The sequence below is a fragment of the Halobacteriovorax marinus SJ genome (assembly GCF_000210915.2).
GTDB classification, from domain to species: Bacteria; Bdellovibrionota; Bacteriovoracia; order Bacteriovoracales; family Bacteriovoracaceae; genus Halobacteriovorax; species Halobacteriovorax marinus.
Genome location: NC_016620.1, coordinates 541185 through 563500 on the forward strand (window position 1 = coordinate 541185; position 22316 = coordinate 563500).

The 22316-nt window shown below is 37.7% G+C and carries 19 protein-coding genes; 7 read left to right on the top strand and 12 right to left on the bottom strand.

All coding sequences use genetic code 11. From position 1 onward, the window contains the following. The first annotated feature begins 58 nt into the window (after positions 1–58). Positions 59–676, top strand: a complete 618-nt coding sequence (locus BMS_RS02550; protein ID WP_014243220.1) for a hypothetical protein — start codon at positions 59–61, stop codon at positions 674–676. Positions 677–678: 2 nt separating this feature from the next. Here BMS_RS02550 and BMS_RS02555 read toward each other — a convergent pair whose 3' ends face one another. The 11 genes from BMS_RS02555 to BMS_RS02605 form a co-directional block, all read right to left on the bottom strand. Further along, complete coding sequence (locus tag BMS_RS02555) at positions 679–1281, bottom strand: hypothetical protein (RefSeq protein WP_044557217.1); 603 nt, start codon at positions 1279–1281, stop codon at positions 679–681. A 126-nt stretch (positions 1282–1407) separates the two neighbouring features. Continuing rightward, positions 1408–3549 (bottom strand): TonB-dependent receptor, encoded by a 2142-nt coding sequence (locus BMS_RS02560; RefSeq protein WP_162137842.1) that lies wholly within the window; start codon positions 3547–3549, stop codon positions 1408–1410. 13 nt (positions 3550–3562) lie between these two features. Next, a complete protein-coding gene (locus BMS_RS02565; protein WP_014243223.1) occupies positions 3563–3946 on the bottom strand; it encodes a hypothetical protein in 384 nt (127 codons plus the stop codon). Positions 3947–3955: 9 nt separating this feature from the next. Continuing rightward, entirely contained in the window at positions 3956–5239 is a 1284-nt protein-coding gene (locus tag BMS_RS02570) for a lysine N(6)-hydroxylase/L-ornithine N(5)-oxygenase family protein (RefSeq protein ID WP_014243224.1), read from the bottom strand. After that, the gene (locus BMS_RS02575; protein WP_014243225.1) at positions 5236–6996 is read right to left on the bottom strand and encodes an IucA/IucC family protein; all 1761 of its coding nucleotides are present in this window, start codon (positions 6994–6996) and stop codon (positions 5236–5238) included. The genes BMS_RS02570 and BMS_RS02575 overlap by 4 nt, the downstream gene beginning before the upstream one ends. Next, positions 6987–7985 (bottom strand): GNAT family N-acetyltransferase, encoded by a 999-nt coding sequence (locus BMS_RS02580; RefSeq protein WP_014243226.1) that lies wholly within the window; start codon positions 7983–7985, stop codon positions 6987–6989. Before BMS_RS02580 ends, BMS_RS02575 begins: the two co-directional genes overlap by 10 nt. Further along, positions 7986–9698 carry an IucA/IucC family protein gene (locus BMS_RS02585; protein ID WP_014243227.1) on the bottom strand — a complete coding sequence of 571 codons (1713 nt, stop codon included), beginning with the start codon at positions 9696–9698 and terminating at the stop codon, positions 7986–7988. Between the two features lie 2 nt (positions 9699–9700). Then, positions 9701–10942 carry an MFS transporter gene (locus BMS_RS02590; protein WP_157868224.1) on the bottom strand — a complete coding sequence of 414 codons (1242 nt, stop codon included), beginning with the start codon at positions 10940–10942 and terminating at the stop codon, positions 9701–9703. A gap of 91 nt (positions 10943–11033) precedes the next feature. After that, entirely contained in the window at positions 11034–11555 is a 522-nt protein-coding gene (locus tag BMS_RS02595; RefSeq protein WP_014243229.1) for a hypothetical protein, read from the bottom strand. Positions 11556–11698: 143 nt separating this feature from the next. Then, positions 11699–12655, bottom strand: a complete 957-nt coding sequence (locus tag BMS_RS02600) for a hypothetical protein (protein ID WP_014243230.1) — start codon at positions 12653–12655, stop codon at positions 11699–11701. 70 nt (positions 12656–12725) lie between these two features. Beyond that, positions 12726–13274 (bottom strand): deoxycytidylate deaminase, encoded by a 549-nt coding sequence (locus BMS_RS02605; RefSeq protein ID WP_044557218.1) that lies wholly within the window; start codon positions 13272–13274, stop codon positions 12726–12728. Between the two features lie 92 nt (positions 13275–13366). On the opposite strand from BMS_RS02605, the gene BMS_RS02610 reads away from it, so the two are divergent. The 5 genes from BMS_RS02610 to BMS_RS02630 all read left to right on the top strand — a co-directional run bounded on the left by BMS_RS02610 (position 13367) and on the right by BMS_RS02630 (position 19834). Next, on the top strand, positions 13367–13894 hold the full coding sequence (locus BMS_RS02610) for a DUF2799 domain-containing protein (protein WP_014243232.1): 528 nt from the start codon (positions 13367–13369) through the stop codon (positions 13892–13894). Between the two features lie 105 nt (positions 13895–13999). Continuing rightward, positions 14000–17119, top strand: coding sequence for a hypothetical protein (locus BMS_RS02615; protein ID WP_014243233.1), 3120 nt, complete (start codon positions 14000–14002; stop codon positions 17117–17119). A gap of 66 nt (positions 17120–17185) precedes the next feature. Continuing rightward, positions 17186–17701 carry a hypothetical protein gene (locus tag BMS_RS02620; protein ID WP_157868225.1) on the top strand — a complete coding sequence of 172 codons (516 nt, stop codon included), beginning with the start codon at positions 17186–17188 and terminating at the stop codon, positions 17699–17701. 36 nt (positions 17702–17737) lie between these two features. Next, positions 17738–19306 carry a murein biosynthesis integral membrane protein MurJ gene (gene murJ, locus BMS_RS02625; RefSeq protein WP_014243235.1) on the top strand — a complete coding sequence of 523 codons (1569 nt, stop codon included), beginning with the start codon at positions 17738–17740 and terminating at the stop codon, positions 19304–19306. 84 nt (positions 19307–19390) lie between these two features. Beyond that, a complete protein-coding gene (locus BMS_RS02630) occupies positions 19391–19834 on the top strand; it encodes a DUF507 family protein (RefSeq protein WP_044557219.1) in 444 nt (147 codons plus the stop codon). 81 nt (positions 19835–19915) lie between these two features. Here BMS_RS02630 and BMS_RS02635 read toward each other — a convergent pair whose 3' ends face one another. After that, on the bottom strand, positions 19916–20515 hold the full coding sequence (locus BMS_RS02635) for a hypothetical protein (protein WP_014243237.1): 600 nt from the start codon (positions 20513–20515) through the stop codon (positions 19916–19918). A gap of 180 nt (positions 20516–20695) precedes the next feature. Here BMS_RS02635 and BMS_RS17885 point away from each other — a divergent pair, with 180 nt between their 5' ends. Further along, complete coding sequence (locus tag BMS_RS17885; RefSeq protein WP_014243238.1) at positions 20696–22315, top strand: hypothetical protein; 1620 nt, start codon at positions 20696–20698, stop codon at positions 22313–22315. The last annotated feature ends 1 nt before the right edge of the window (position 22316 follow it).

The window sequence follows — 22316 nt, forward strand, 5'->3', positions numbered from 1 at the left end:
AATGAAATTATACGAAGAGAATTCGTGAGTAAACGCAGTAAATTGTTGCAGGTGAGAGATGAGAGTATTGATTATATTGATGATTTTATTTAGTTCTTCTAACTTATTGGCCTTTGAGGATAAGAGCTTTAGAGTTAGTGAAGAGATTTTTAATAATTCTCACTTAGAGTTTACTGCTCACACTAATGATGGTCCTTTTGGAAGTTATCTATCAATGGATATTCAATATGCTCCTGTTAAGAAGCTATGGAAAGAGTTAGAGGATCGCTCAGGCTTAAAGCTCAAAAATAGAGGAGAGGCCCATATCACTATTGTGACACCTGTAGAGTATTATAGAGTATTGAAAGAAAAGATTGATATTAGGGAGATTAATGAAATTGCCAAGAAAGCGAAAATGCAAAGTATGGATTTTCAAATAGAGTGTCTTGGGAAGTTTGAAAAAGTCCTTGATAAGAAAAATGAAGGAACTTACTTCATAGTAATAAACTCTAAAGAGATCCTATCACTTAGAAAGAATATAGAGAAAATTTATCTAAGTAGGGGAGGTGACCCTAAGAAGTTCCAGGCCTCCAACTTCTATGGACATATTACAGTAGGTTTTACAAAAAGAGACTTACATGAAAGTGATGGCGCTTTCAAAGATAAACGCAGCTGTTTTGCATCAATAACTCACTAGAGTTATTTTACCTCTTCATATTCTTTGATTATTTTAGAATCTAGCTCTAAGAAGTCAGTATAAGCAGTTTGATCTTTTTCACAAAAGAGTACTCTATACTTCTCTGAGGCAAGTTGGTGCGTGATTGATCTGCACACTTTTCCTTTAAATTCTATTTTTCTAACTGATTGGATCTCAGAGTGTTTCGAGCAACCACTTATTTCGTGGGGAATAACTTTGTCTGAGAAGGAATTAACTTTGATCATTGTTCTATTAGATAACCCTCTTCGTAAATTTTTTGCAAAGAAGCCATCACCTTTAAAATTCTGAGTGTAGCTTCCTTCAAGTGAGCTCGCATAGGCCTTAGATGTAAGGCTCGCGGCACTTATGACTCCAAGAGAGTTTGGTGAATCTTTTTGTTGTTGTATGGCCTCGTGGATGGCGGCAATACATTGGCCTTTTGTGTTTTCCTTTACAATTCCAACTGTATTATCACTTCCAAATTGAATATTGGAGGCGTTGTTAATAAGTCGGTTTGCTCCAGGGTGAGACTTTAGAAAATCAAAGAAAGACGCCTGAGTGGAAAGAGTAGATAGGGCGGCAGTTAAGATAATAAGTCTCTTCATATAGTGTTCTCCTTTTAAGAATGGAGACATTCTATATGAAATCGGTGCAAAGAGGGGGAGGAAGTAATTTTTTACAAGAGGGTGTCATAGATTTTGACACCCTTTAAGTTGTTGTAATTATTATTTTTAGAACCTGTATGTGGCCTTCACCCCATATGTTCTTGGCTGACCAGGAGAAGAGACTTCTTTATCGAAAGCGGAGTAGTAATAGGCCTGACTTTCGTAGAGCTTATCAAAGAGATTATTAACGTAAGTAGTAATCGTATAAGACTCTTTCTCAAATGAGACTCTCGCGCCAACAAGTCCGTAGCTACCCATTCTTGTGTGATTGATATTATCTCCAAAGCGATGCCCTACATACTTGTAACTTGTTCTGAAGTTTAAGAATCCATTTACGCTATTTAAGAAATAAGAATATTGAGCAAATGTACTTCCTGTCCAGTATGGAATATTCGCCAGACGAGCACCTTTCTTGTTGAGAACTGTATTACTCGTTCCAGAGACAGTCTCCTCTTTGAATTTAGAGTTTGTATATCCAAGAGTTGAACCAAAAGTTAAATCAGTAGTTGCCTTAAGTTTTGCTTCAAGTTCTGCTCCGTAGACATCTGTATCGATATTTGCGTAAAAACTTTGATTTGTTGAAGTGTCCTTCACTCTTACTTGCTTATCTTTAATATCATTGAAAAAGATTGCTGAATTTAGAGTTAGCTTTCTATTGAAGAAGCTCATCTTAGAACCTATTTCATAAGAGAGTGAAGTTGAGTCTTCATAAGCAGGTTGGTCCTTAGAAATGCCGTTGTAGTTATTGAAGTGATAAGAAGGATAACCTCCTGATTGGTAACCTCTTGCTACACTGGCGTAGAGGTTCTTTGTCTCACTTAGTTTCGCCGCTAGAGTTAGCTTAGAAGTAAAGTTTGTAAAGTCTTCTTCACTATTTTGTCTGTAGTCAGCAATTGCTGTTGAGTTGTGAATTGATTTGAATTCCTTTATATCATGATTTACTCTCGTTCCAAATGTAAGAGAGTAGGTCTCTGTTAGCTTCTTAGTCGCTTCACCAAATACAGAAAAAGAATCAGTAATTAAGTTGATATTTTGCTTCTTAAATACAAATCCTCCACTAAAAGTACGAATATGACTTAGAAGTCTGTAGTGATTTCTAGAGATATTTAAACCAGTCGTCCAAGAGATATCTGAACTATCTTTATTGGAGATTCTAAACTCTGTGTAATACTGTCTTTGATACTCTTGAATTGATCTGAAGAGTTCATTGGAGTCATTGATATATTGATCTGCTAGAGCTTGACCAACTTGGCTTCTTAAATAGTCATAAGTGATATAGTAATCAGCTTCATCATATTTAATATTGAAGTCGTAATAATTAAAAGCACCAATGATTGTTAATAGAACATCATCAAAATCTTTTTCTAATTTTAGTGACGTCGTGATGAGGTTTGACTTGTAGATCGGATCAATATTTTGATGAGATTTTGGATAGCCTGGCTCATTTCTTGAAATAATAAGAGCGTCACTTCCTTCTTTATTTTGAGCACCAATTTTAAATGTTGATTTAAAAGTATTTGTTGGACGATAAACGAGAGTATTGTTGAAAGAATATGTCTCACTATCACCAAGGTCTTTATTAAGGTATGTATCCTTTATAAAACCACCTTGCTCTTTCAATTTTACAGATAATCTATTTTGAAGCTTTTCTGAACCAAGGCGAAAGTTTGTTGTACCAACAAAGGCCTTAGTATCTAAATTTCCGGCTTCCAATGTGATTTTACTTCCATCTTTGTAGTTAGGCTCTTTTGTGTAGATATTAATAGCACCGGCCTGAGTATTCTTTCCAAAGAGTGTCCCTTGCGGTCCTCTTAGTACTTCAACACTTTGAATGTCGACAAGATCATTATCCATTGCATATCTTGGAAGAGGAACCTCATCTAAGTTAAATCCTACTGAAATTTCCTCTGGTAAGTTTAAGTCTTGGTTTCCTTGACCTCTAATATAAGGAGTTGAATATCTTCCCGAAGTTGAACCAATGAGGCTCACATTAGGAGTCGTATCTGTTAGATCTCTAACAGTATTTATTCCTGCTTCTTCTAATTGATATTCGTTAAATGTGGTAATACTAATAGGAACCTCTTGAAGGTTCTCTTTTCTCTTTCTGGCGATAATGTAAATAGCTTCATTCTCTTTAGCTTCTTCACTTTCGTTAGCATAAGAAAGATCGCCTAGTAACATAGCTGAGATGAGGATAAGTAACTTCATATATAAAAACCTTTTATTTTTCATAAGTGCTAAGAAGGTTTAACAACCACTCTCTAGCATCTTCATTATTAGTAACAACGTGATAAGGACATGGCATAGCGAGTTTCATGGCCTTACTTGTAAAGCGAGCTGCTTTTGATTGTGAGGTATTGACTCTTGCAAACCCAACACATCTATCTTTTAAGATTGGCTTATTCTTTTTAAACCAAGTAGACATTTCTTTTTTGGCTTCTGGTGAGAAACCGGCCTTTCCTTCAGTAGAGAAGATAAGGCCAAAGTAATTACGGGCAATCAAATCATCAAGGAGATCTAAGAATGTCGTCTCATCATTAGTCTCTCTTGGTGAAGTGATTTCCACTTCAAAAATATTTGATTCAATTTCTTTTACGCTAATCATTCTTAATTCCTATTCCTCTCCATAGTCGATGAAGTTTGGTTTGAAGCTATTTGTTGGATAGACTTCTTCTTCACAAAGAGAATTGATCACGTTGGCGGATCTCCATGCCATTAAACTTAATTGTGGCTCTGAGATTCCATGACCATAACGACTAAAGTTGAAGGCGAAAATTTTATTGGTCTCTTCACCATCCCACTTAAGAGAGTAGTCCTTATTAAAGATAAAACGACCTTTCTCACACAGTGGAATATGTTCTTCTAATAAGTCGAGTATTGGCGGAGTTCTCTTTTGAAACCCTGTGGCCAATATAATCACATCTGCTTCATCGCTCTCAAGTCTATCTCTGAAGTCATTTCTATAAGTTAGTTGATAAGAGTTTTCCCCTTTCTCAACTTTATCCAACCAGCGATATGGCAGGATTTCGATCTTTCTTTCGTCGCGGTGAATATTCTTAACTAGGTAGAGCTCGTTATATAACTCTTCTAGGTATTCAGGAGTATTTCCATCACTTGCCAGAAGTTGATAGTTCACAATGCTCTCTTTCTTATCATTTTTAAGTGAGAAGAATTGCTTAACGTACCCTGGAGTGAAGTATTCATCTGTAAAAGGAGATGCTTCAAGGGGTTCTAAATTTGCCCTTGTTGTAATGAGTTTGATTGAGTTTGGTCGTCCCCATTTCTCATTGAGAGCATTTCTAAAGACTTCAACACCTGTCTGGCCTCCGCCAACAACAACGAGATTCTTTCCTTCAAGATTTACAGTGGCGAGTTGTTTTGATTTAGCATGGAATACTTCATCACCGATAAAGTCTCTGGCACACTTTGGAACACTTGGTATTAAACCAGTACCAAGGCATATATTCTTAGCAGTGAAGACGGCCTTATTTGTTTCAATTACGAAGAGGTTATTCTTATGAGTAATATTATTCACTTTATTACCGAAGGCAATTTTGTCTCCAAGGGATTCGGCAACCCAACGACAGTAGACTTCGAATTCCTTTCTCGTAATACTCTTTCTTCCTGTATTCATAAAGGAGTAGAAGAGACCATTCTTAACTAGGTAGTTTAAAAATGTATATGGATTCGTAGGGTCGGAACCAGTTACGAGGTCTTTTAAAAATGATGTCTGCATATAAGAATCTTGAAAAATAAGTTCTCTATGCCACTCAAATGATGGTTTCTGCTCAAGAAATAGACTATCGACTTTATCTACTTGAGAGGAGTGCGCTGCTAGACTTAAATTAAAAGGCCCCACTCCGATGCCAATTAAATCGTAAATTTTCTCAGTACTCATTCGTTTTCCTTCTTCCTTGATTTATGCCCAAGGAAAATGGGATTCATCAGATCCGTCCCTAATTTTGGAAGCGGCCTTTGTGATGAGTCCCCATAACCAATTTGAAAGCGCACAGTATTTATAATTACTCGCTCAAATTTTTCTCTTAAAAGATTTATTTCTTTTGAAGGATGGTATTCATTATTATATTTCTCTACTTCTCTACTTAAGAGCTCATAGAATTTAATTTCTGGAAAGTTTTCAGTATCTTCTAAAATAGCTGAAACAAATCTCATTAATGTCACCATGTGACCTGTATAGAGATCGTGGATGAGGTGTGCAGCAGGTAGGTTTCCAATATTCTCTATACCTTCAACTGCTTTATACTTATCTTTGAATTCATTGCTAATTCTAAGATCGCCACCGAAGTCTTTAATTGCAACTCCGTGAGGAGCGTGATTTTTAAGTTTAAGTACAATATTTTGTCCGTGAGATACAAGACTTATCCCGTAAGAACTCTGCAGGTGGTAGAGAGGTATGACAACTTTATTAAAATAGAGTGAAAGCCACGCTTCTTTATCTAGTCCCGATTTTTCAATTAACTCTGCGACTAATGATTTATTATTATTATCCACAAAGAGCATTGTCCCAGTCATCAGAGTTTTCTCTTCTGGAGAGCTCTCAAGGGACTCCATGCTCTGGCGCCAAGTAATGCCAATATATTCGTGGTATCTATATGGAGCGTCTTTTATTTGAGCAAAGTAAGAGCTTACATAGCTAGCTCCAGCTCTCTCTTTGATGATTGAGAAATTTGCATTTTCTAAGAGTGAATCTGAGCTTAGATACTCTTGTAAAAAGTCAGATATCGTTACACCAATTTGAATATACTTCTTTGGAAGTCCTCTTATTGCTGATGTATTAAGGATTGTTAGTGGAACTTTTATATCTAGTTGAGACTTTCTACTGATATTAGAAAGAGTTCTTAGAGAGACCTGTGGTCTATATAAGTCGCCTCGTGCACCTAAGTGAATTATCTCACTTTGCGCAATTTCTAAATTAAATTGAGTTTGAATAATATTGTCCCACTGCCAAGGGTGAGCTGGAATTATCATATATTCATCAAGTGAGATCTCTTTCTTCTTAAGCTCTTGAAGAAGTTTAGACTTCTCTTCAGAGTCAAAGGATTCATCAAGGAGTTCACTCTCTGAAATAGAATCTGAAAGTTTATATGTGAGATTCTCACGTCTAATGGCAAGCCAATGGAGCTTAAACCCTTGGGACTCCTCAGGTGAGTAGTGAGATGAATCACTTTGATTCCACCCAATACGGCCTTTATTAAGTAAAGCTTTTGGGTGTCCATTTAGGTAGGATTCACGCTCTATTTCAGTCATTCCAATTAAATCTTTAGCAAGAATATTCTTTCTCTTATTGAAGAGATGAATATCCCTAACGACTGTATTGTTTAGCTCTTCTAGAAAATTTGCTAGGACGATATCGCTCAGCTCAAGCTCTTCTTGGGCATCGATATAAAATTGAGCAGCGCTAGTAATTTGCTCTGAATTGCCTTCTTTAGTTCTAAGAAGAGAATTTGGATCTACAATTAGTGAAGTCCAAATAGTCTCTCTGGCCTTAAAGGTATAGCTCGCTCCACTTGCAAGCTCTAATTTGTAGAGTTCATTATTTTGTGCCGCAGAAATATTTTCTTCGTAGTAGAGCTCTCCGAGGGCCTTGGCCACGAGCTTTTGATTTACTAAAATCGTAATTTCTCTTAAGTCCATGGATAACCCTCTCTAAAATAAGTTTCTCTATCACAGAGAAGGAGGGCCGCTCTCTTATGTGGAAAGTCGAATTCTTTTTCGTTTCTCCAACAAGGAAAGTGATCAACATATCTGATGATTTTCTTGTTATCACTTCTAGGCTCACCTGCAAGAAGATCTGTTCTCTGGTCGTTTAAAAAAGCATAGTGAGAAGTTGCCTTTAAAATAGAGTCAACATTTCTCTGTCCAAGACACTCTAGCTCACCAATGAGAAAATGGAAGCCACGGTCATAGTCAGAGAAATCATAGAATGGGCCGAGCCTATCTTCTTTTGCCCAATAGAATTCAAAGTAGCCAACAGGCTTATTGTCGAATTCCATAATTGTAGGAATGCTATGAGGGTCTTTAAGTCCCGTTGCAAGATACTCTCTTAATTCTTCTTTTGATTTATTGAGTTCCCAAAATTTATAGATAAATTCTTTGTTATGCCATGAGTGAAAATTATCTAGGTCATTTTCAACATCAGCCACTCTATATGAAATCGTTTTATCAATTACTGGGAAGTACTTCTTGTAAAGTAATTCTCCCGGAGAATATGCAGGTCTTCTTGGATGAGTGACTTCTCCAGTTTGTATACTTACGGCCTCGTCTTTAGGGTTACTTTGCTTGGCCCAGATATTTCCTAATTCACTAAAGCTACTTCGATTAATAGAGAAGAGATTTCCTTTTAAAAATTGTTGAAAATCCTCTCTGTTTTTTACAGGAGATTGCTCTAGTAAGATTTCTTCAACAGACTCGAAAAAGAGACTGAAGATTGCTTCCAAGGTGTGGAGTGAAAATTCATCACTGATATAAGTGAAGTTTTCAACTTTTGCTGTTGTGTCTTTGAGAGTCACTGAAAGATCAACTGACTTAGAATCATTAGATATTGAAATCATATTATTTTCATTTAATTTTACATCGTAAAATGTCCCTGAAAGAAATGATTGTAATCTAATTCTCTTAACCACTTAAATATTCTCCTGAATCCTATTTTTCATAGGGATATAAATATCCGTAGGACTCTTCATCGTGTTCTCGTTTATCTCTTTAAGACAGCACTTATAATTTCCCTTTACCCATAGGTATGGCCCATTTAGCAGATAGTCTATGCAGCTTGAATCTTTTACTCCCTTTTCTTTGAGAATTCGAAGAGATTTATTTAGTATTTGCAGGTACTTAGACTCGTCTAGGCCACTGATAAGCGATAGGTGAGATATAGTGTCAAACGTAGTATTTATAATGAGATAGTAGCAGAAGATCTTTTGACCAAGCTCTTCAGTGAGGATATTCCCATTATCTAGTGCCATTTCATCGCAATATGGGCTGTAGGCCTTGAAGCCTTCTTCACTATATCCAGTACCTTGGCAGTCGCGAAAGTACATTTTTACAGGTAGGCCGGCGTCATCTAATTTTAAAATAATATTTTGTTGATGGGCCCCAAGGAAGATCCCAAAGTTTGCTTGCGCGTCTAGAAGGGGAGTGATGACTTTCTGAGTAAATGCTTTAAACCAATTTAAGTAACCCTCTTCATCATCTCTTTCAATAAATTGGTCGAGGATAGAAGTCTTCGAAGGAGAGAGTTGATTTAGAGTAGCTAGAAGAATCGCTGAGTCTTGCTCTCCATTAATAAATGGATTGATTCGGCATGAAACGATTGAGTTAATTGCCACTTTTGAACTTTGATCTTTAAAAGCAGCATATGCAGGCTCTTCAATTATTTGAAAGTCTTTCCACTTCGCTTTGAGCTCTTTTCCTTCTTTAGTATTTAGGACTTTACTAACTTGGATGCCACGATCAACTTCAACTTGTTGAAGATGTCTGATGGAATTAGTTAATCGTAAAGTAAGTGAGAACTTGAGCATATACTTACAAGTCGGTGAATAGATACTTCGAACAGAAGAAGTACTGTACCAAAGAGTTGTAGAGTCCTCTTGGATAAAGCTAATCTTTCCCTTTTCTTCGAGACTCTTTATATACTCTTCTTCTCTTATATACTTTAATTGATAAGGGTGAATAGGAAGGAGAGATTTCCCTTCATCTAAGATATTATTCACTCTCTCTTCACCAAGGCAGCTTATTGCCACATGTTTAATCCAGTGTGAATCAAATCCTTGCATATGCTTTTCGAAAATTATTTCATCATCTGAAATTGCCCACGCAAGAGAGAAACCTCTTTGAAATTCTGGAGAGTACTTTTGGAAGTCCTCTTCGCTGAAACCATCTCTGGCCTTTGGATAAGGGTGGAATGAGTGTCCTAATATTAAAAGAGATTCTGTATCAATAAAATTCAAAGAAGACTGGTAGCGCTCTTCAATTCTCTCCCCTAGGTGAGTTGTAAATTTTTTGATATTTTCATTACTACTTGAGACTCTATCTTTAAAAGCAGTAATCTCTCTTTGATTTGATTGATCTAGGAGCTGACAAGAGAAATCTATAATCCAGTCGAGGGCCTTTTCTAATGATATTTTATCTTCACCTAAAGAGCATTCTTCTTCGTTATATTGATGTTTGCCAAGTACTGAGTGGAAATTTAGGCCAAGGTGAAGTTGATGATCTTTCTTGTCCGTAAAGATAATTTTCTTTTCTGTAGAAACGTACTTGATATGCTCAGAGTCTGGGAACTCTCTAAGTAAAGAGTTCACTAGGGCTTCGAATGTATAATTTAGTGAGCGCTTCTTCAAAATTAACTCTCTTTCACTTCTAGGGTTTTAGCTGGCGTACTCTCTTTTACAATGAGAATAAAAACAAGCGCCATAATAGTAAAGGATACAAAGAAGACGATGGCCTTCTCTGGCACTAGGTGAAGTTTCATAGATAGTGCAATTAATCCTGCTCCGACTGCGTACCCAAATGAATGGGCCACACTCGCTAGTCCAAGTTTCTTACCAAAGACTGTTTCTTTTGTTTTATCTTTCTTAGAGTTACTAATTAGTGAGAGATATACTGGCGGTATAAGTGCAGTTGCAAATGAAATAAAGAAAATAGAGATCCAAATTGATTGCTCGCTCTTTGAATACATGAGAACGATTGAACCTGTAACCAGTGACGTTGCCCCAATGAGAACACGTGGAATCCACTTTGACTTTAGTAACCAAATACTCAATTGTTGAACTAGGAGTGCGAGGACACTTAGAACAAGAATGATCTTAGCAAATAATATCGTCGCTTCCTTTCCATCAATATGAAGAACTTCTTTTAAGTGATGTCCAAGGAAAGTGTGGAGTATTCCAATAAAGCTTGTGAAAATCATGGCAAGTAAAATAGGGTATAGAGCTTCTTTAATACTTAATTTCCAATTTGCTAAAACTTCTTTAAGTTTAATTTCTGATTTACTTCCTTGCAGAGCTCCTTTTGAGTCCGAAGTTAGAAAGCAACTTGTAGCAAGTGTGAAAATCCATACCGTTGCTGCGTAGATAATGAGTTCAAAGTTTACTTGTTTAAATAATATTAAGATCGGCCCTAAGATTCTACCGAGATTAAGGCACATTGAATTTCGAGTTAAAACTTTTATATGTTCCGTTTCTTTGATGAGGTCTAGTTGCCAGGCCTGAGAAACAGGAACGATGGCCGAGGCGAGAAGTCCGTAGATAATTCTGCTGGCAAAGACCATAGCGACTTTTACACTTAACGAGAGTGTGTCATTAAAAATAAAGAGTGATGCAAGTAAAATAAAAGAGAGTGACATACCAAGCATTCCAAAACTAAGAACGCGCTTTCTTCCTAGGCTATCACTTCTTGCTGCCCAAAATGGACCCATGAAAGAAAAGATAAGTGAACCAACACTAATGGCCCCAATGATATTGGCAGTAACGACACCTGTCTGTTCTGCAATATAGGGAATTGTAGTGTAGAGAATCATTTGCACACAACTAAATGTGAGAGTGTTGAGGTAGGCAATTGAGAGTTTTGTTCTATTCTTATTCATTTCTTCGTACTTTCTTAAATGTAAAAAAGAGGCGTCCAAATAAATTTGTCGGCCTCTTCAATTAGAATGATTTTAATTTCTAATTATGGAATTATTGAACTCTTCCTGAAAGAACAAAGTTCACACCAATTGTTGACCCGTTATTTGGACAAATATTGTCAGCGTCAGCAAGTGGTACCATAATCGCTAGATTGTGTGGGTGACCGTAGTAAAGGTAATCGTTTGGTCCTCTAAATGCATTATCAAGAATTTCCTTTCCTTCTGTACAGTCAGTGTCACCGTTAACAGCATAAGCTTTAGAGTCTACTAAGCTAATTGAAGCAATTAGGTTATCGGCAAGAAGAAGTGCACTATATCTACAAACTTTTCCGTTCTCTTCAAAAGTTGCTTTGATAAGTCCGTTGTCTAGTGAGTAATCAGTAGTAGCAGTTTCAAACTTAACATTCATTTGTGCGAATTCAGTTGGAGCTGCAACTTCACCGCTTCTGTTATTACAAACATAGTCTTTGAATGAAGTGATCCATCTTTCACCTGGAAGGTTAAGGTCTGCGTCTTGTGCAAAAGATAGTGATGACATTGCTAAAAGCATTAGAGAGATGATTCCCTTTTTCATATTCTACTCCTTGTGTAGTTACTTAAATTTATGAAAGAGTTTGTATCATCAAACTTTTGTTGGGGCAAGGTTCAATTGGGAATTTTTTTGATTGTTAAGCTAGGGAGGGCCTGTCTAATTTTACTAGAACTAAGCCCTTAAAACTAGGAGTTTTTCTTGAGCTGTTTTGCCATCGCTTTCTGTCCATTTGGAGACTCTTCATGTTTGATGCGATGTCCATAGTTTTCCTTCAAATAGCTCTCAATCGAAATCCAGTGACCATCATCTGTTTTAATTCTCTTTGTGTAAGAGCAGATCATTTGCAGTCCAGTATGAGTTCTTGAGAGAAAGTGAATAAGAACTAGAAATAATGAAATAAAGAAGAGCCCAATTATTGAAAAAGAAAAGAATATCTTTATATGATCCCCTGGTGTGATCACCACGTTCTTTAAAAGTAAAATAAAGAGAAGCGGTAAAGCGAGGTAGGAAAGTGCGTAGACAAGAATATACTTCTTAGTCCATTTTACAGTTTGAAAAAGGAGTTTTGTATAAGTGAGATGATCCTCTTTAATAAGTAGTGCCATATAGAGGCAAAAAGCGAGAGCTGTAGGGAGACTAAGTCCAATGCCGCTCTTTTCGGTCATGCCAGTTAGAATAACTTCTCCAAAAATATGCCCGCATATAGAGATATAAACCCAGAAGATAGAAATAAGTAAAATAGCATCTGCTACTAAAGTGTGTTCTTTGGATTCATTGCTTAGGATTTCAAAAACAATAATGAGAAAGAAAGTGAGAATAGTTGAGATTGAACTTATTGGGTAACCTAAGATCTCACTTCCCTTATTGGTGTACAAAGCTAATTGTAGGAAGAGGATTGATGTGAGTACTGCCAATAAAGTAACTTTTAATTGATTGCTAATAGTTTCGGAAATATTAGCGCCTTGAAGATTGAGCTTATAGAGAAAGAGTGTGATAAACCCAATTGATGTATAGGGACTGAGTACAGGCGCACCAGGGATAGGACGGTATAGTAACTCCCAACCTTGGGTCCAACCAATAATTGAAGTTATGAAGAAACTAATAATCACTAGGCCTGAAAGCGGCTTTAAATACTTTTCCATGTCTGAACTATATCATGAATAAAATTTATTAAGAAATTCTATAAACTTAAGATTTCATGATGATTATTTATTAGAGAACTTGCTCTAGAAGTGTTTGAAAATGCTGATGCATTGAATTGACTATAGTGTCTTGGATTTCTAGTTGCCTATATTCTATGCCGGCCAATTCAAAGATTTTCTTGGAGATTCTATTGGACTCTGTTTCACAGTGCTTATCACTTAGGTATACAACTTCACATACCTTTGAGCTAGCGAGTAGCTTGGCACATTCGTGACATGGAAAGAGAGTTACATAGGCCCGTGTTCCTTCAAGGCTATCTTTGGCATGGAGGATAGCGTTGGCCTCAGCGTGTACGACGTAACCATATTTTTGATATTCCAGTGGTGCTTTTGGATCTTTACCCCATGGAAGTTTTGTCTCATCGATACCGGCCACAAAGCCATTATATCCCATAGTGACTTGGTGGTTATTCTTGTCCACGAAAACGGCTCCAACTTTTGTCGAAGGATCTTTTGACTTGAAGCTCGCCATCATTGCTTGCAGCATAAAGTACTCGTCCCAATTGAGGGGAGACTTGGCGGGGATGAAGTTTATTTCGTGATTTTCGTGTTCTGACATATTTAAAAAATATCTGAACTATTTTCATTTGCATAGACTTAAGGAGAACAAAGTCTTAATTTAATCTAGTTTTTATTTACACGTGGAGGCGTATGAAATCATCAATCCTATTATCTTTCATTTCTATCTTTCTGGTTTCTTGTGCGGGTCTTGAATTGACTGCGCAGCAATGTCAAAGCTTGAATTGGGAGAGCAGGGGAATTCAAGATGGAGCCAAAGGAGAGTTTCGTTTCTCTCGCTACAGAAATGCTTGCTCAGATAGTCAATTCAATGTGGATAGCGTTCATGAGGCAGGTTATCTGAAAGGTTTTCTCTCTCAATATTGTAAAGGGGAAGTGGCCTTTAGACTTGGTAAAGAGTTGGCCGAGTATGATATTTCAAGGTGTGATAACAAGAAGGAAGTTCTTAAGTATTTCACGGAAGGAAGAAAGCGTGGCGTTCTTAAGAAGCAAATTAAAGACTTGGATCAAAAGCGCAGGGAATTAGTGGCCGAGTTGATGCGTCCCGACCTGAGTGAGGAAGAAATCAATAGAGCAAACGAACAAATCTTAAGATATGAAAAAGAAATTAGAGAGCTCGAGAGGGAGTTTTCGAAATTAACTGAGAACTATCTAGAATAAAACTTGTTTCATATTTAGAACACTCCCCCTGAAAACAGTACCTTAGGTGGAGTGTCATCTGGCCCACCCCTTGCATCTCTTCAATTTATTTATTGAGGAGGAATCATGAACTATAGGCCCATTATTTTAGTAACGCTTCTTTTAGCCTCGTGTGGAAAGAGCGATATTCCAACATCTTCGAGTGCCCTATTAGAAGAGGGACAAGAACAGGTGAGTGATGAGCTTCAAGATTCAAGTACTGCGCTTCTCTCTCCTAGGTTTTATAACTTACCAGTGACTAAATTCTTTTTTAAGAAAGAGGCTCTTCCAAGTCGCGATAAGAGATACGTTGAAATTCAATTCAAGTTAAGTGATCCAAAAATTCACAATAATCGTCATCATCCAAATGGATTAAAAGAGATACTCATAAAAGGAAAAGAAGTTATTCTCACACCAGGACATCAGCAGGGTCTTTTTGAACAACTTCACGAGATGTCTGATATTGAGAAAGTCATTATTGAAGCTGAGAGTATCGAATTGACTGAGAAGTTAAGTATTCCTGGTGCAAGTTTAGAATTAAGTGCACAGAGTTTAGATCTTTCAAAAGGTGGACAGATTGATATTACTCCAATGGATTTCAGTGCGAAGGCTAGTGGCAAGAATGCTGGTCTCAGTGGTCAAGATGCAGGGGTAATAAACCTTAATATTGATCATATAAATTTTAAAAGTGATCGCAAAGAGCCTCTCTTTATTCTCAATGGAGGGAGAGGGCAGGATGGATCTTTAGCCGAGAAGGGTGCCAATGGAAGTAAGTATAGAGATCTCGGTGGTGGAGTGGTCTATAAAGAGATCATTACAGAAGAATGCGATATTCTTGATCCTATAAGAGATCGTTTTGATAAGAGGTTAATCTGTTCTGAGTATACTCGAAGAGAGGGAACTAATGGATGGCCTTCAAATGGAGCAGCCGGAATTCCTGGGTCTAAACCAGGTGTTGGTGGAAAGGGCGGAGTGCTCTTAAAGAAGACATCAATTCCTGCTGAACTCGTACTCATTAATGGTGGTGAGTCGGGAAAGAGTTCTGGTGTGGCCAAGGGAGGAGAAGCTGGAGTTCCTAAGACGGCTTATCATCAAGTTATATATGTTGATAGGCATAGAAGAACTCATATTAGAAGTAATGTCTCTCGAACTTATCACAAGGGGCAGGATGTAGAGTCCCCTTCTGCTGAAAGTGCCTTTGGTGAGAAAGGGGCTCAAGTTATTCAAGAAGAAAAGTTAAGCTGGGTTCGTGAAGGTTACCTAGAGAAAGAGCTACTCTATGGCAATGACCTCTATATAAATAATCATATTGAAGAGGCGAAGGAGTCCTTTAATAAAATAAGTAAAGGAATACTTAAACTTAAAAATACAGAGAGCGAGTCTTTAAAAATAAATTCAATAAAGGGAAAGCTTACGGAGTCCTTAGTAAAGATTAATTCTCAAAAGGATTACTTTGGCCATAGTGTAAACTGGGTTCCTAATTATTCACTCGAAGCTAATTACTCTAAGTTTAAGTCTGACCTCGACCACTCTTTTAGAGCGATATACTTATCTTATTGGATTAAGAATTCTCAAAAATCACTTGAGAGTAAAGTTGAGGCCATAGGGCAACTTCAAGATAATTTGCTAGGAAGGATTGAGCAAAGTAAAGAAAACTATAATGGTCTCATATCTAAAATACCTATTCTAAAAGAGAAGATTGACGAGTTTAGAGTAGAGCAAGATTTCTTTGCTAGAGAAGTTGCAAGAGTTGAGGCAGAGATAAATAGAATGGCAGCAAATAATGTCAACAGTCGCAATAAGACTTCTTTTCTAAAGAAAGCTCTTCGAACTGTCTCAGCGATTTCTACTGTCATTCCAGCTGGGCAACCTGCATTGGGTCTGGTCGGATCAAGTCTTGGTATTGTCGCTGCAAATATTGGAGAAGAAAGATCCTTAAGTGAGATTATTAAAGATTCAAAAAGTATTTATAATAATTTTAAAAAAATGGATATTGAAAACTCTAGTCATAATTGGAATGAAGCGTGGTCGAAAGTAAAACTAAGTCGTGTAAAAGAAATAGAGAATAAGGATGAACTAAAGCAGTATATCTCTGATGTAACAGATTTCTCAGCTCCTATAGTTAAGGAAATTCAGGCCCAAGCTGAACTCTGGAAAAGTAGAGAGGTTCCAAAGTCTGAAGTTGATGCAGAAATAAGAAAAATAAAGGCGTCACATACCCTCTTTAAAAGTTTAACTAAGAATTTAGAAAACTATATGGCCAAGAAGAAGGCTCTGGTTGAGGAAGTGAATATTGTTCAACAGGAGATTTCAAAAGCTCTTAGTGTTATTCAGGTCTCTTTTGATCAAATTTCAGAAGTGAGTTATCAGAAAAGTACTTTACTAGAAGGAAGTGATATTAATATAACTCCTCTCTTAGATGAAATTGAAACGGAAGCCAAGAATAGATTACTTCGTTATCACTATGAAATGGCGAGAGCTTTTGAATATAGACTTCTTAGGCCATACCCAAGAAATATTAATCTTGATTCAATTCTAGAAAAACTGAAAATGATTGTCTCAATTGATAAGCAAGCAGAGCTCTCTTCAATGGACTATGAATCATTAAAAAGTCTATATACAAATGAGTTGTCCTGGATTGTTGATATGACTCTCTCCGAATTAAATAAAGAGGGCTTGCCGCTTCAAAGAGAGACTGTTCTTAGATTAAGCGATTCTGAAGTTGCGGCTCTTAATAATGGGGACCATATTTACTTAGACTTAAAATCTAAAGAGGTTTTTGCGTCTGATATGGAAGATATTCGAATCAATAATATTGTGATTGAAGATATGGATGTTCAAAGCTCTGGAAGAATAGGTCAAAGTGCTGAACTCTCTCTTGAGATTGCGTACTCGGGAGAAAGTTTTCTAAAGAAGGGCGGTCAGTATTATTTCTTTGAAAAGGATGTCGATGCTCAAAAGACTAGATGGGGAGCAACACTAGACTTAATTAGTGGGCAGAGTTCCGTTATTGAAAGTAGTCCTAGTGCAGAGTCTTTAATACGAACTCTCATTGGGGAAAACTCTGATGAGGAGTTAATGCTGCTTTCAAGGCCTGGGGGGCTAACGCAGTTAAAAGTAAAGGTGAGACAAAATTCTTTCCCAAAAGTTGATTTAAAGCTTGAAGGAGCCAGAATTAGAATAGTATATGATTATAATATATTTTAATTTTAATATGCTGGGGCTAATTTGAAGCGGCTTATCTTCTCATTTATTTTTATTTCGACTTTGGTATTGATATTTTTTATCTATCAAAGTGCCCAAAGAAATGAGATTGAAGCCAAGACGGCTACGGACTCTTTACTTGTAGAGGAGTCCTCTTCAAAAGACTTAGGGGAGAAAAATATTGATTTAATATCTCCCCCTCATACAGATGATGAGTGTGAGAAGTTCATTAAGACTCTCTCAACTTCTGAGTATGAAAATATCCAAAATAGACGTTGGTCAAATGTTCATATTAAATATATTGATGGTGAAACTTATAGAATTCGCTACTTCTATGATGATGGTCCAAATGGAGAGTATCAAAAGACTATCCTCTATAAAGAAGATGAGACAGAGTTTCCTCATATCGTTAAAGTCTTTAAGGGTTTTGAGCAAACTGAGTTAAAGGACTACTTCGATAGAGGAGACATTATTTGGCAAGAACAGGCCTATGAAACTTCTATTCGTGGTAAGTCTATTTACTGGCGAAAAATCAATGATGAATTTGTCGATTTAAATATTGATGAAGGGCTTAGTTGTCTTTAGTATTAAAGTAGTATCTAATTCTTTCATCGGTGTCATATGGGACAATCAAATTCAACAAAGAGAGTACTCTTATCCTCTAGCAAAATGGCCGTTGCAACTTTCTCAAGTCGTATTCTTGGTTTAGTTAGAGAGCAGGCCATAGCGGCAGTCTTCGGCGCGTCAGGTGTGACAGATGCCTTCACCATTGCTTACCGCATTCCAAATATGCTTAGAGACCTTTTCGCTGAAGGCGCTTTTTCATCTGCATTTGTTCCAACATTTACAGGTGTTCGATTAAAGAATGAGAAATTAGCAAAGGGCCTACTTTGGTCAATGGCGGCTTTATTGGCACTTATTACAGGTGTGATTTCGCTCCTACTAATCGTTTATGCAAAAGAAGTTGTGCTCTTATTTACAAATGAGGTGTTCAACTCTGATCCAGAGAGGCTTGAGATAACAATCGGTCTTGTGAGAATAATGGCCCCTTTCCTTGTGCTCATATCACTGGCCGCACTTTTTATGGGGACGTTGAATACGTTGAAAATTTTCTTCGTTCCTTCGTTTGCTCCCGCTCTTTTTAATATTGCCATGATCGGATGTATTTTCTTATTACCCGATAGATTGAAGTTTTGGGGTTATCACCCTGTCTACTCACTTGGAGTAGGTGTTATGTTGGGTGGTTTCATTCAAATGATTGTTCAGCTACCTCTCTTATTTAAAAAAGGTTACGGTCCTCAAGGTCCATTCAAGTTGATAAGTAAAGATTCAAAAGTTGTTCTAAAAAGAGTTGGAATTGGGACTATTGGTATTGCTGCTACTCAGATTAATGTCATCATCACAACAATCTTAGCAACAAGTACTGTCGTTGGGGCTGTCTCGTGGCTAACTTTTGCATTTAGACTCTTTCAATTTCCTGTAGGGATTCTTAGTGTATCTATTGCTGGCTCAAACCTTGTTCACTTTAGCGAGGCTTGGAAGAATTCTGAAAAAGAGAAGGCCATCAATTATCTATCGACTAGTTACTTTCTTTCTTTTTTGACAATTGTTCCGGCAATGGCGCTTCTCTTTGCACTGGCAAAGGAGAGTATTCACCTGGTTTTTGAAAGAGGAGCATTTGACGGACACGATACGGCCATGACTTATCAAGCTTTGAAGTATTACTTGGTTGGTCTTCCTTGTTATGGACTCTATAAGATTTTTGCGCCGACATTCTTTGCTTTGGACAGACCCAAGATACCTGTGAAGATTTCAATTTTCTCAATCTTTTGCAATATAATCTTCTGTGTCTACTTCACGCCAAAGTATGGATTTTGGATCTTGGCCCTGGGGACAAGTTTATCTATGATTCTAAACTCAGTACTGCAGGCAGTATTCCTTAGAAATTTACTAGATATCTCTTGGAGTTTCTTTTTTAAGCTTAGAATCTTGAAAATAATTGTTTCTGGAATAATTACTTATGTTGCAACGCTGCAAGCTAGTCAGTTTTTATTTCGCTTTGAAGACCCATTTTTCACCAAGGCGTTAATGTTCTGTCTTTCGGGAGCCTTTGGTGCTGTATGTTACGGGCTTGTTCTATTTATTTTAGGTGAGGGAAGGGAACTTCTTAGGGTAGTTAGACGAAAATAAAGCTATAAGAAATTCAATAAGTTTCTTGTTTTATGACTTTTAAATAGGTTACACTTATAGAGAATTTTGACTCATGGAGTATTAATGAGAACTGATTTTGAAACACTCAAAACTTTAGCTAGTTATTCTATTAATAACTTGAAAGAAAATAGAATAATTGAATTTGATATTGATAATAGAGAAGCGTTAATCGATGCAATGGCCACAGAGTATGGTGTGAGTTTTGCTACTGACGAAGACGTAAGAGATCAGGCCATCGAAGAAGTTGAAGAAAAGATGGGTGATATGGTTCCTGAAGATATTACGGAATCTGAAATGTTTAATCACGCTAGAAAAGAAATTATTAAGTCTTTTAACGGTGAGAATATTGGTGGTCTCTACCTTGTAGAGTCTCTTCATCAAATTGCTACGAGAATGGCGAACTTCCTATTAAACTGTGACCTTATCGACGATGTATTTGGAACAGACGAAGAAATTCATGCATTTCTTGTAAAGAAGATCAGAACTTTCTCTCCAAAGAAAAACTAATTTAGAAAAGACATTCTTATTTATAGTCGGGCCACTCAATGAGTGGCCTTTGATTTATTTATCTTTATTATTGATTCTTTTCTATTGATGAAGAAACTCAAAAGTTCTCAAGACTTCTTCAAAGTAAGGGCCTTCAATTGCACCATTGAGAATACTGCTTCGGCTTTTGGCAAAAAGGTAGGCGTCGTTGATATTATCTTTAATGAGATAGCAGTCAAAGTAAACTCTTTCACTCACATTCTCTGTTGCCGTACCTTCGATATGTAGAAGGTCTACTCTACCTTCTATATAAGGAATAAACTCTTCAAAACAACTTGGAGTATTGATAATCGTCTCTTCGGGATCAAAGATGAGCTTTAATTCTTCTAGTTTCTTTACGAGGACTTCCTCAAGTTCTAGATCTGCGAGGTGGGCATCATTTTTAAACCAGATAAAGTCTGCTCTCCAATCGTAGCGTGTATCAGTTCTCTCAAAGATGGCATGGCTTGATTCGTCTACCTCATATTGGTCGGTAGTATTTCCCCACCAGCTTGGTAGGAAGAAGAGAAAGTTTTTTAATTCAAACTCTTTGGCGTTTTCGACATAGGCCTGCTTCTCTTCTTTAATGGCAATCATTGAATAGATTGCGTAGAGTAGTATCCCGCCAAAAATAAGCCATTCTATGAGTCTTGAAAAATCCATAAGCTGAAAATACTTAAGGTTTTCTTCTCTGTAAACGTGATTTTTAATGGTTATTTCTTGTATTTTCAGTGTTTTAGCTAGTTTAAAACTATTCCGCTAAAGTTTTATTTAAAGTGATCCGATAAACTAGTGAGATATAATAAATGCAGGTGTAGTGACCTGTAATTTGGAGAAGTAGAGATGAATAACTCAAGAACAAAGACAACATGGAAGCACTATCTAATCGCAGCAGGCTTTACGTTGACTCATTCCATGATTGCTTCGGCTGATCAAGGTGTGTTTAGCGATTGCCAATACGCTGGGGAAAGTAAAGAGATGTGTTACAAAATGGTCATGGCTTCTGAATATGGGGGTGAAATTGACTGTGTTGAGTGTTTATTCTACGAACAGCCGGAGCAAAATAAGCTTGCTGAAACTCTTGGTGTTGTGGCCGGACCACTAGCGTTTTTAGGCGCTTCATATTTCGGTGCTAAATATCAATATAAAGGTCAAAAGGCTTGGGCCAATGCTTATGAAGCTGGTCATACTGCTTGTACTACAAGATTTAATTCATATTTAAATTACTCAACTGAAAGAGGGGCCACTCCAATTTCACCAGGAGATGCAGAATCATTTGCAAGCTCGTGTGGTGCTGGAGGATCTCTTGGTATCGGTGGAGGCTACGGCGGTTACGGTGGAATGTACGGTAATGGCTATGGTGGTTTCGGAAATCCATTTCTCTCGGCGGGATATTCTCCTGGCTTTATGGGTGGAATGATGGGGCCAAACTTTGGTGGCGGAATTTACGGTGGATTTGGCGGCGGAAATATGGGCTTCGGTGGAGGTCTAGGGCTTGGACTTGGTCTAGGTGCTATGAATGGATTATTTGGAAATGGAAGCGGCCTAGGTGGAGGCATTAACATTGGTATCGGTGGTGGCATCGGTATGGGTGGTGGCCTTGGAATGGGTGGAATGTATCCAGGTGGTTTCGGTATGGGTGGTAATCCATACGGTGGAATCTATGGAGGCATTGGCGGTGGATTTGGTTATCCAGGAATGGGTGGCGGAGTTTACGGCCCAGGACTCGGTGGCGGAATTAATATTGGTCTAGGCGGTGGTCTAGGTGGTCTCGGCGGAGGTATGGGTTACCCTGGAATGGGTGGCGGCCTTGGCGGAGGAATTAATATTGGTCTAGGCGGTGGTCTAGGTGGTCTCGGTGGAGGTATGGGTTATCCAGGAATGGGTGGCGGAATCTACGGTGGAGTAGGTTACCCAGGTATGGGTGGCGGAATCTATGGTGGAGCCGGATATCCAGGAATGGGCGGAATCTACGGTGGAGCCGGATATCCAGGAATGGGTGGAATCTATGGTGGAGGATACCCAGGTGGTGGACTTTATAATAATGGAATGGGTGGCATCTATGGTGCGGGAATTCTTCCAGGTTCAATGGGATTAAACCCTTGGGGAGCTGGTGGAGCTAACGGTTCATACTGGAATAACTCTGGTGGCTGGAACGGTGGTCTCAATAATGGAATGTACAGTCAGTACCAACAACAAATGCAGCAACAATACCAACAGAATGCTGACATTCAAGGTCAGGTTCAAGCAGGATATGCAAGAGCACAGGGGAATCAGATTACAAGCCAAGCGGCAAATCAGGCGTTGTATCAGAACTATCAGAATGCGGCACAAGACCTCTACTCTAATTCATATTACGGCGGTGGGAATACAATCAATCCATACGCAAATGGATCGATGTACTCAGTTGGTAATTTAGGTCTAAACTTTGGCGTTAATGCTGGAGGATATGTAGGCTTCTAAT

Bases quoted from the DNA above. Each gene is read 5' to 3' on its own strand.
- BMS_RS02550 (WP_014243220.1), top strand. From the start codon at position 59: ATGAGAGTATTGATTATATTGATGATTTTATTTAGTTCTTCTAACTTA.
- BMS_RS02555 (WP_044557217.1), bottom strand. From the start codon at position 1,281: ATGAAGAGACTTATTATCTTAACTGCCGCCCTATCTACTCTTTCCACT.
- BMS_RS02560 (WP_162137842.1), bottom strand. From the start codon at position 3,549: ATGAAGTTACTTATCCTCATCTCAGCTATGTTACTAGGCGATCTTTCT.
- BMS_RS02565 (WP_014243223.1), bottom strand. From the start codon at position 3,946: ATGATTAGCGTAAAAGAAATTGAATCAAATATTTTTGAAGTGGAAATC.
- BMS_RS02570 (WP_014243224.1), bottom strand. From the start codon at position 5,239: ATGAGTACTGAGAAAATTTACGATTTAATTGGCATCGGAGTGGGGCCT.
- BMS_RS02575 (WP_014243225.1), bottom strand. From the start codon at position 6,996: ATGGACTTAAGAGAAATTACGATTTTAGTAAATCAAAAGCTCGTGGCC.
- BMS_RS02590 (WP_157868224.1), bottom strand. From the start codon at position 10,942: ATGAATAAGAATAGAACAAAACTCTCAATTGCCTACCTCAACACTCTC.
- BMS_RS02595 (WP_014243229.1), bottom strand. From the start codon at position 11,555: ATGAAAAAGGGAATCATCTCTCTAATGCTTTTAGCAATGTCATCACTA.
- BMS_RS02600 (WP_014243230.1), bottom strand. From the start codon at position 12,655: ATGGAAAAGTATTTAAAGCCGCTTTCAGGCCTAGTGATTATTAGTTTC.
- BMS_RS02605 (WP_044557218.1), bottom strand. From the start codon at position 13,274: ATGTCAGAACACGAAAATCACGAAATAAACTTCATCCCCGCCAAGTCT.
- BMS_RS02610 (WP_014243232.1), top strand. From the start codon at position 13,367: ATGAAATCATCAATCCTATTATCTTTCATTTCTATCTTTCTGGTTTCT.
- BMS_RS02615 (WP_014243233.1), top strand. From the start codon at position 14,000: ATGAACTATAGGCCCATTATTTTAGTAACGCTTCTTTTAGCCTCGTGT.
- murJ (WP_014243235.1), top strand. From the start codon at position 17,738: ATGGGACAATCAAATTCAACAAAGAGAGTACTCTTATCCTCTAGCAAA.
- BMS_RS02630 (WP_044557219.1), top strand. From the start codon at position 19,391: ATGAGAACTGATTTTGAAACACTCAAAACTTTAGCTAGTTATTCTATT.
- BMS_RS02635 (WP_014243237.1), bottom strand. From the start codon at position 20,515: ATGGATTTTTCAAGACTCATAGAATGGCTTATTTTTGGCGGGATACTA.
- BMS_RS17885 (WP_014243238.1), top strand. From the start codon at position 20,696: ATGAATAACTCAAGAACAAAGACAACATGGAAGCACTATCTAATCGCA.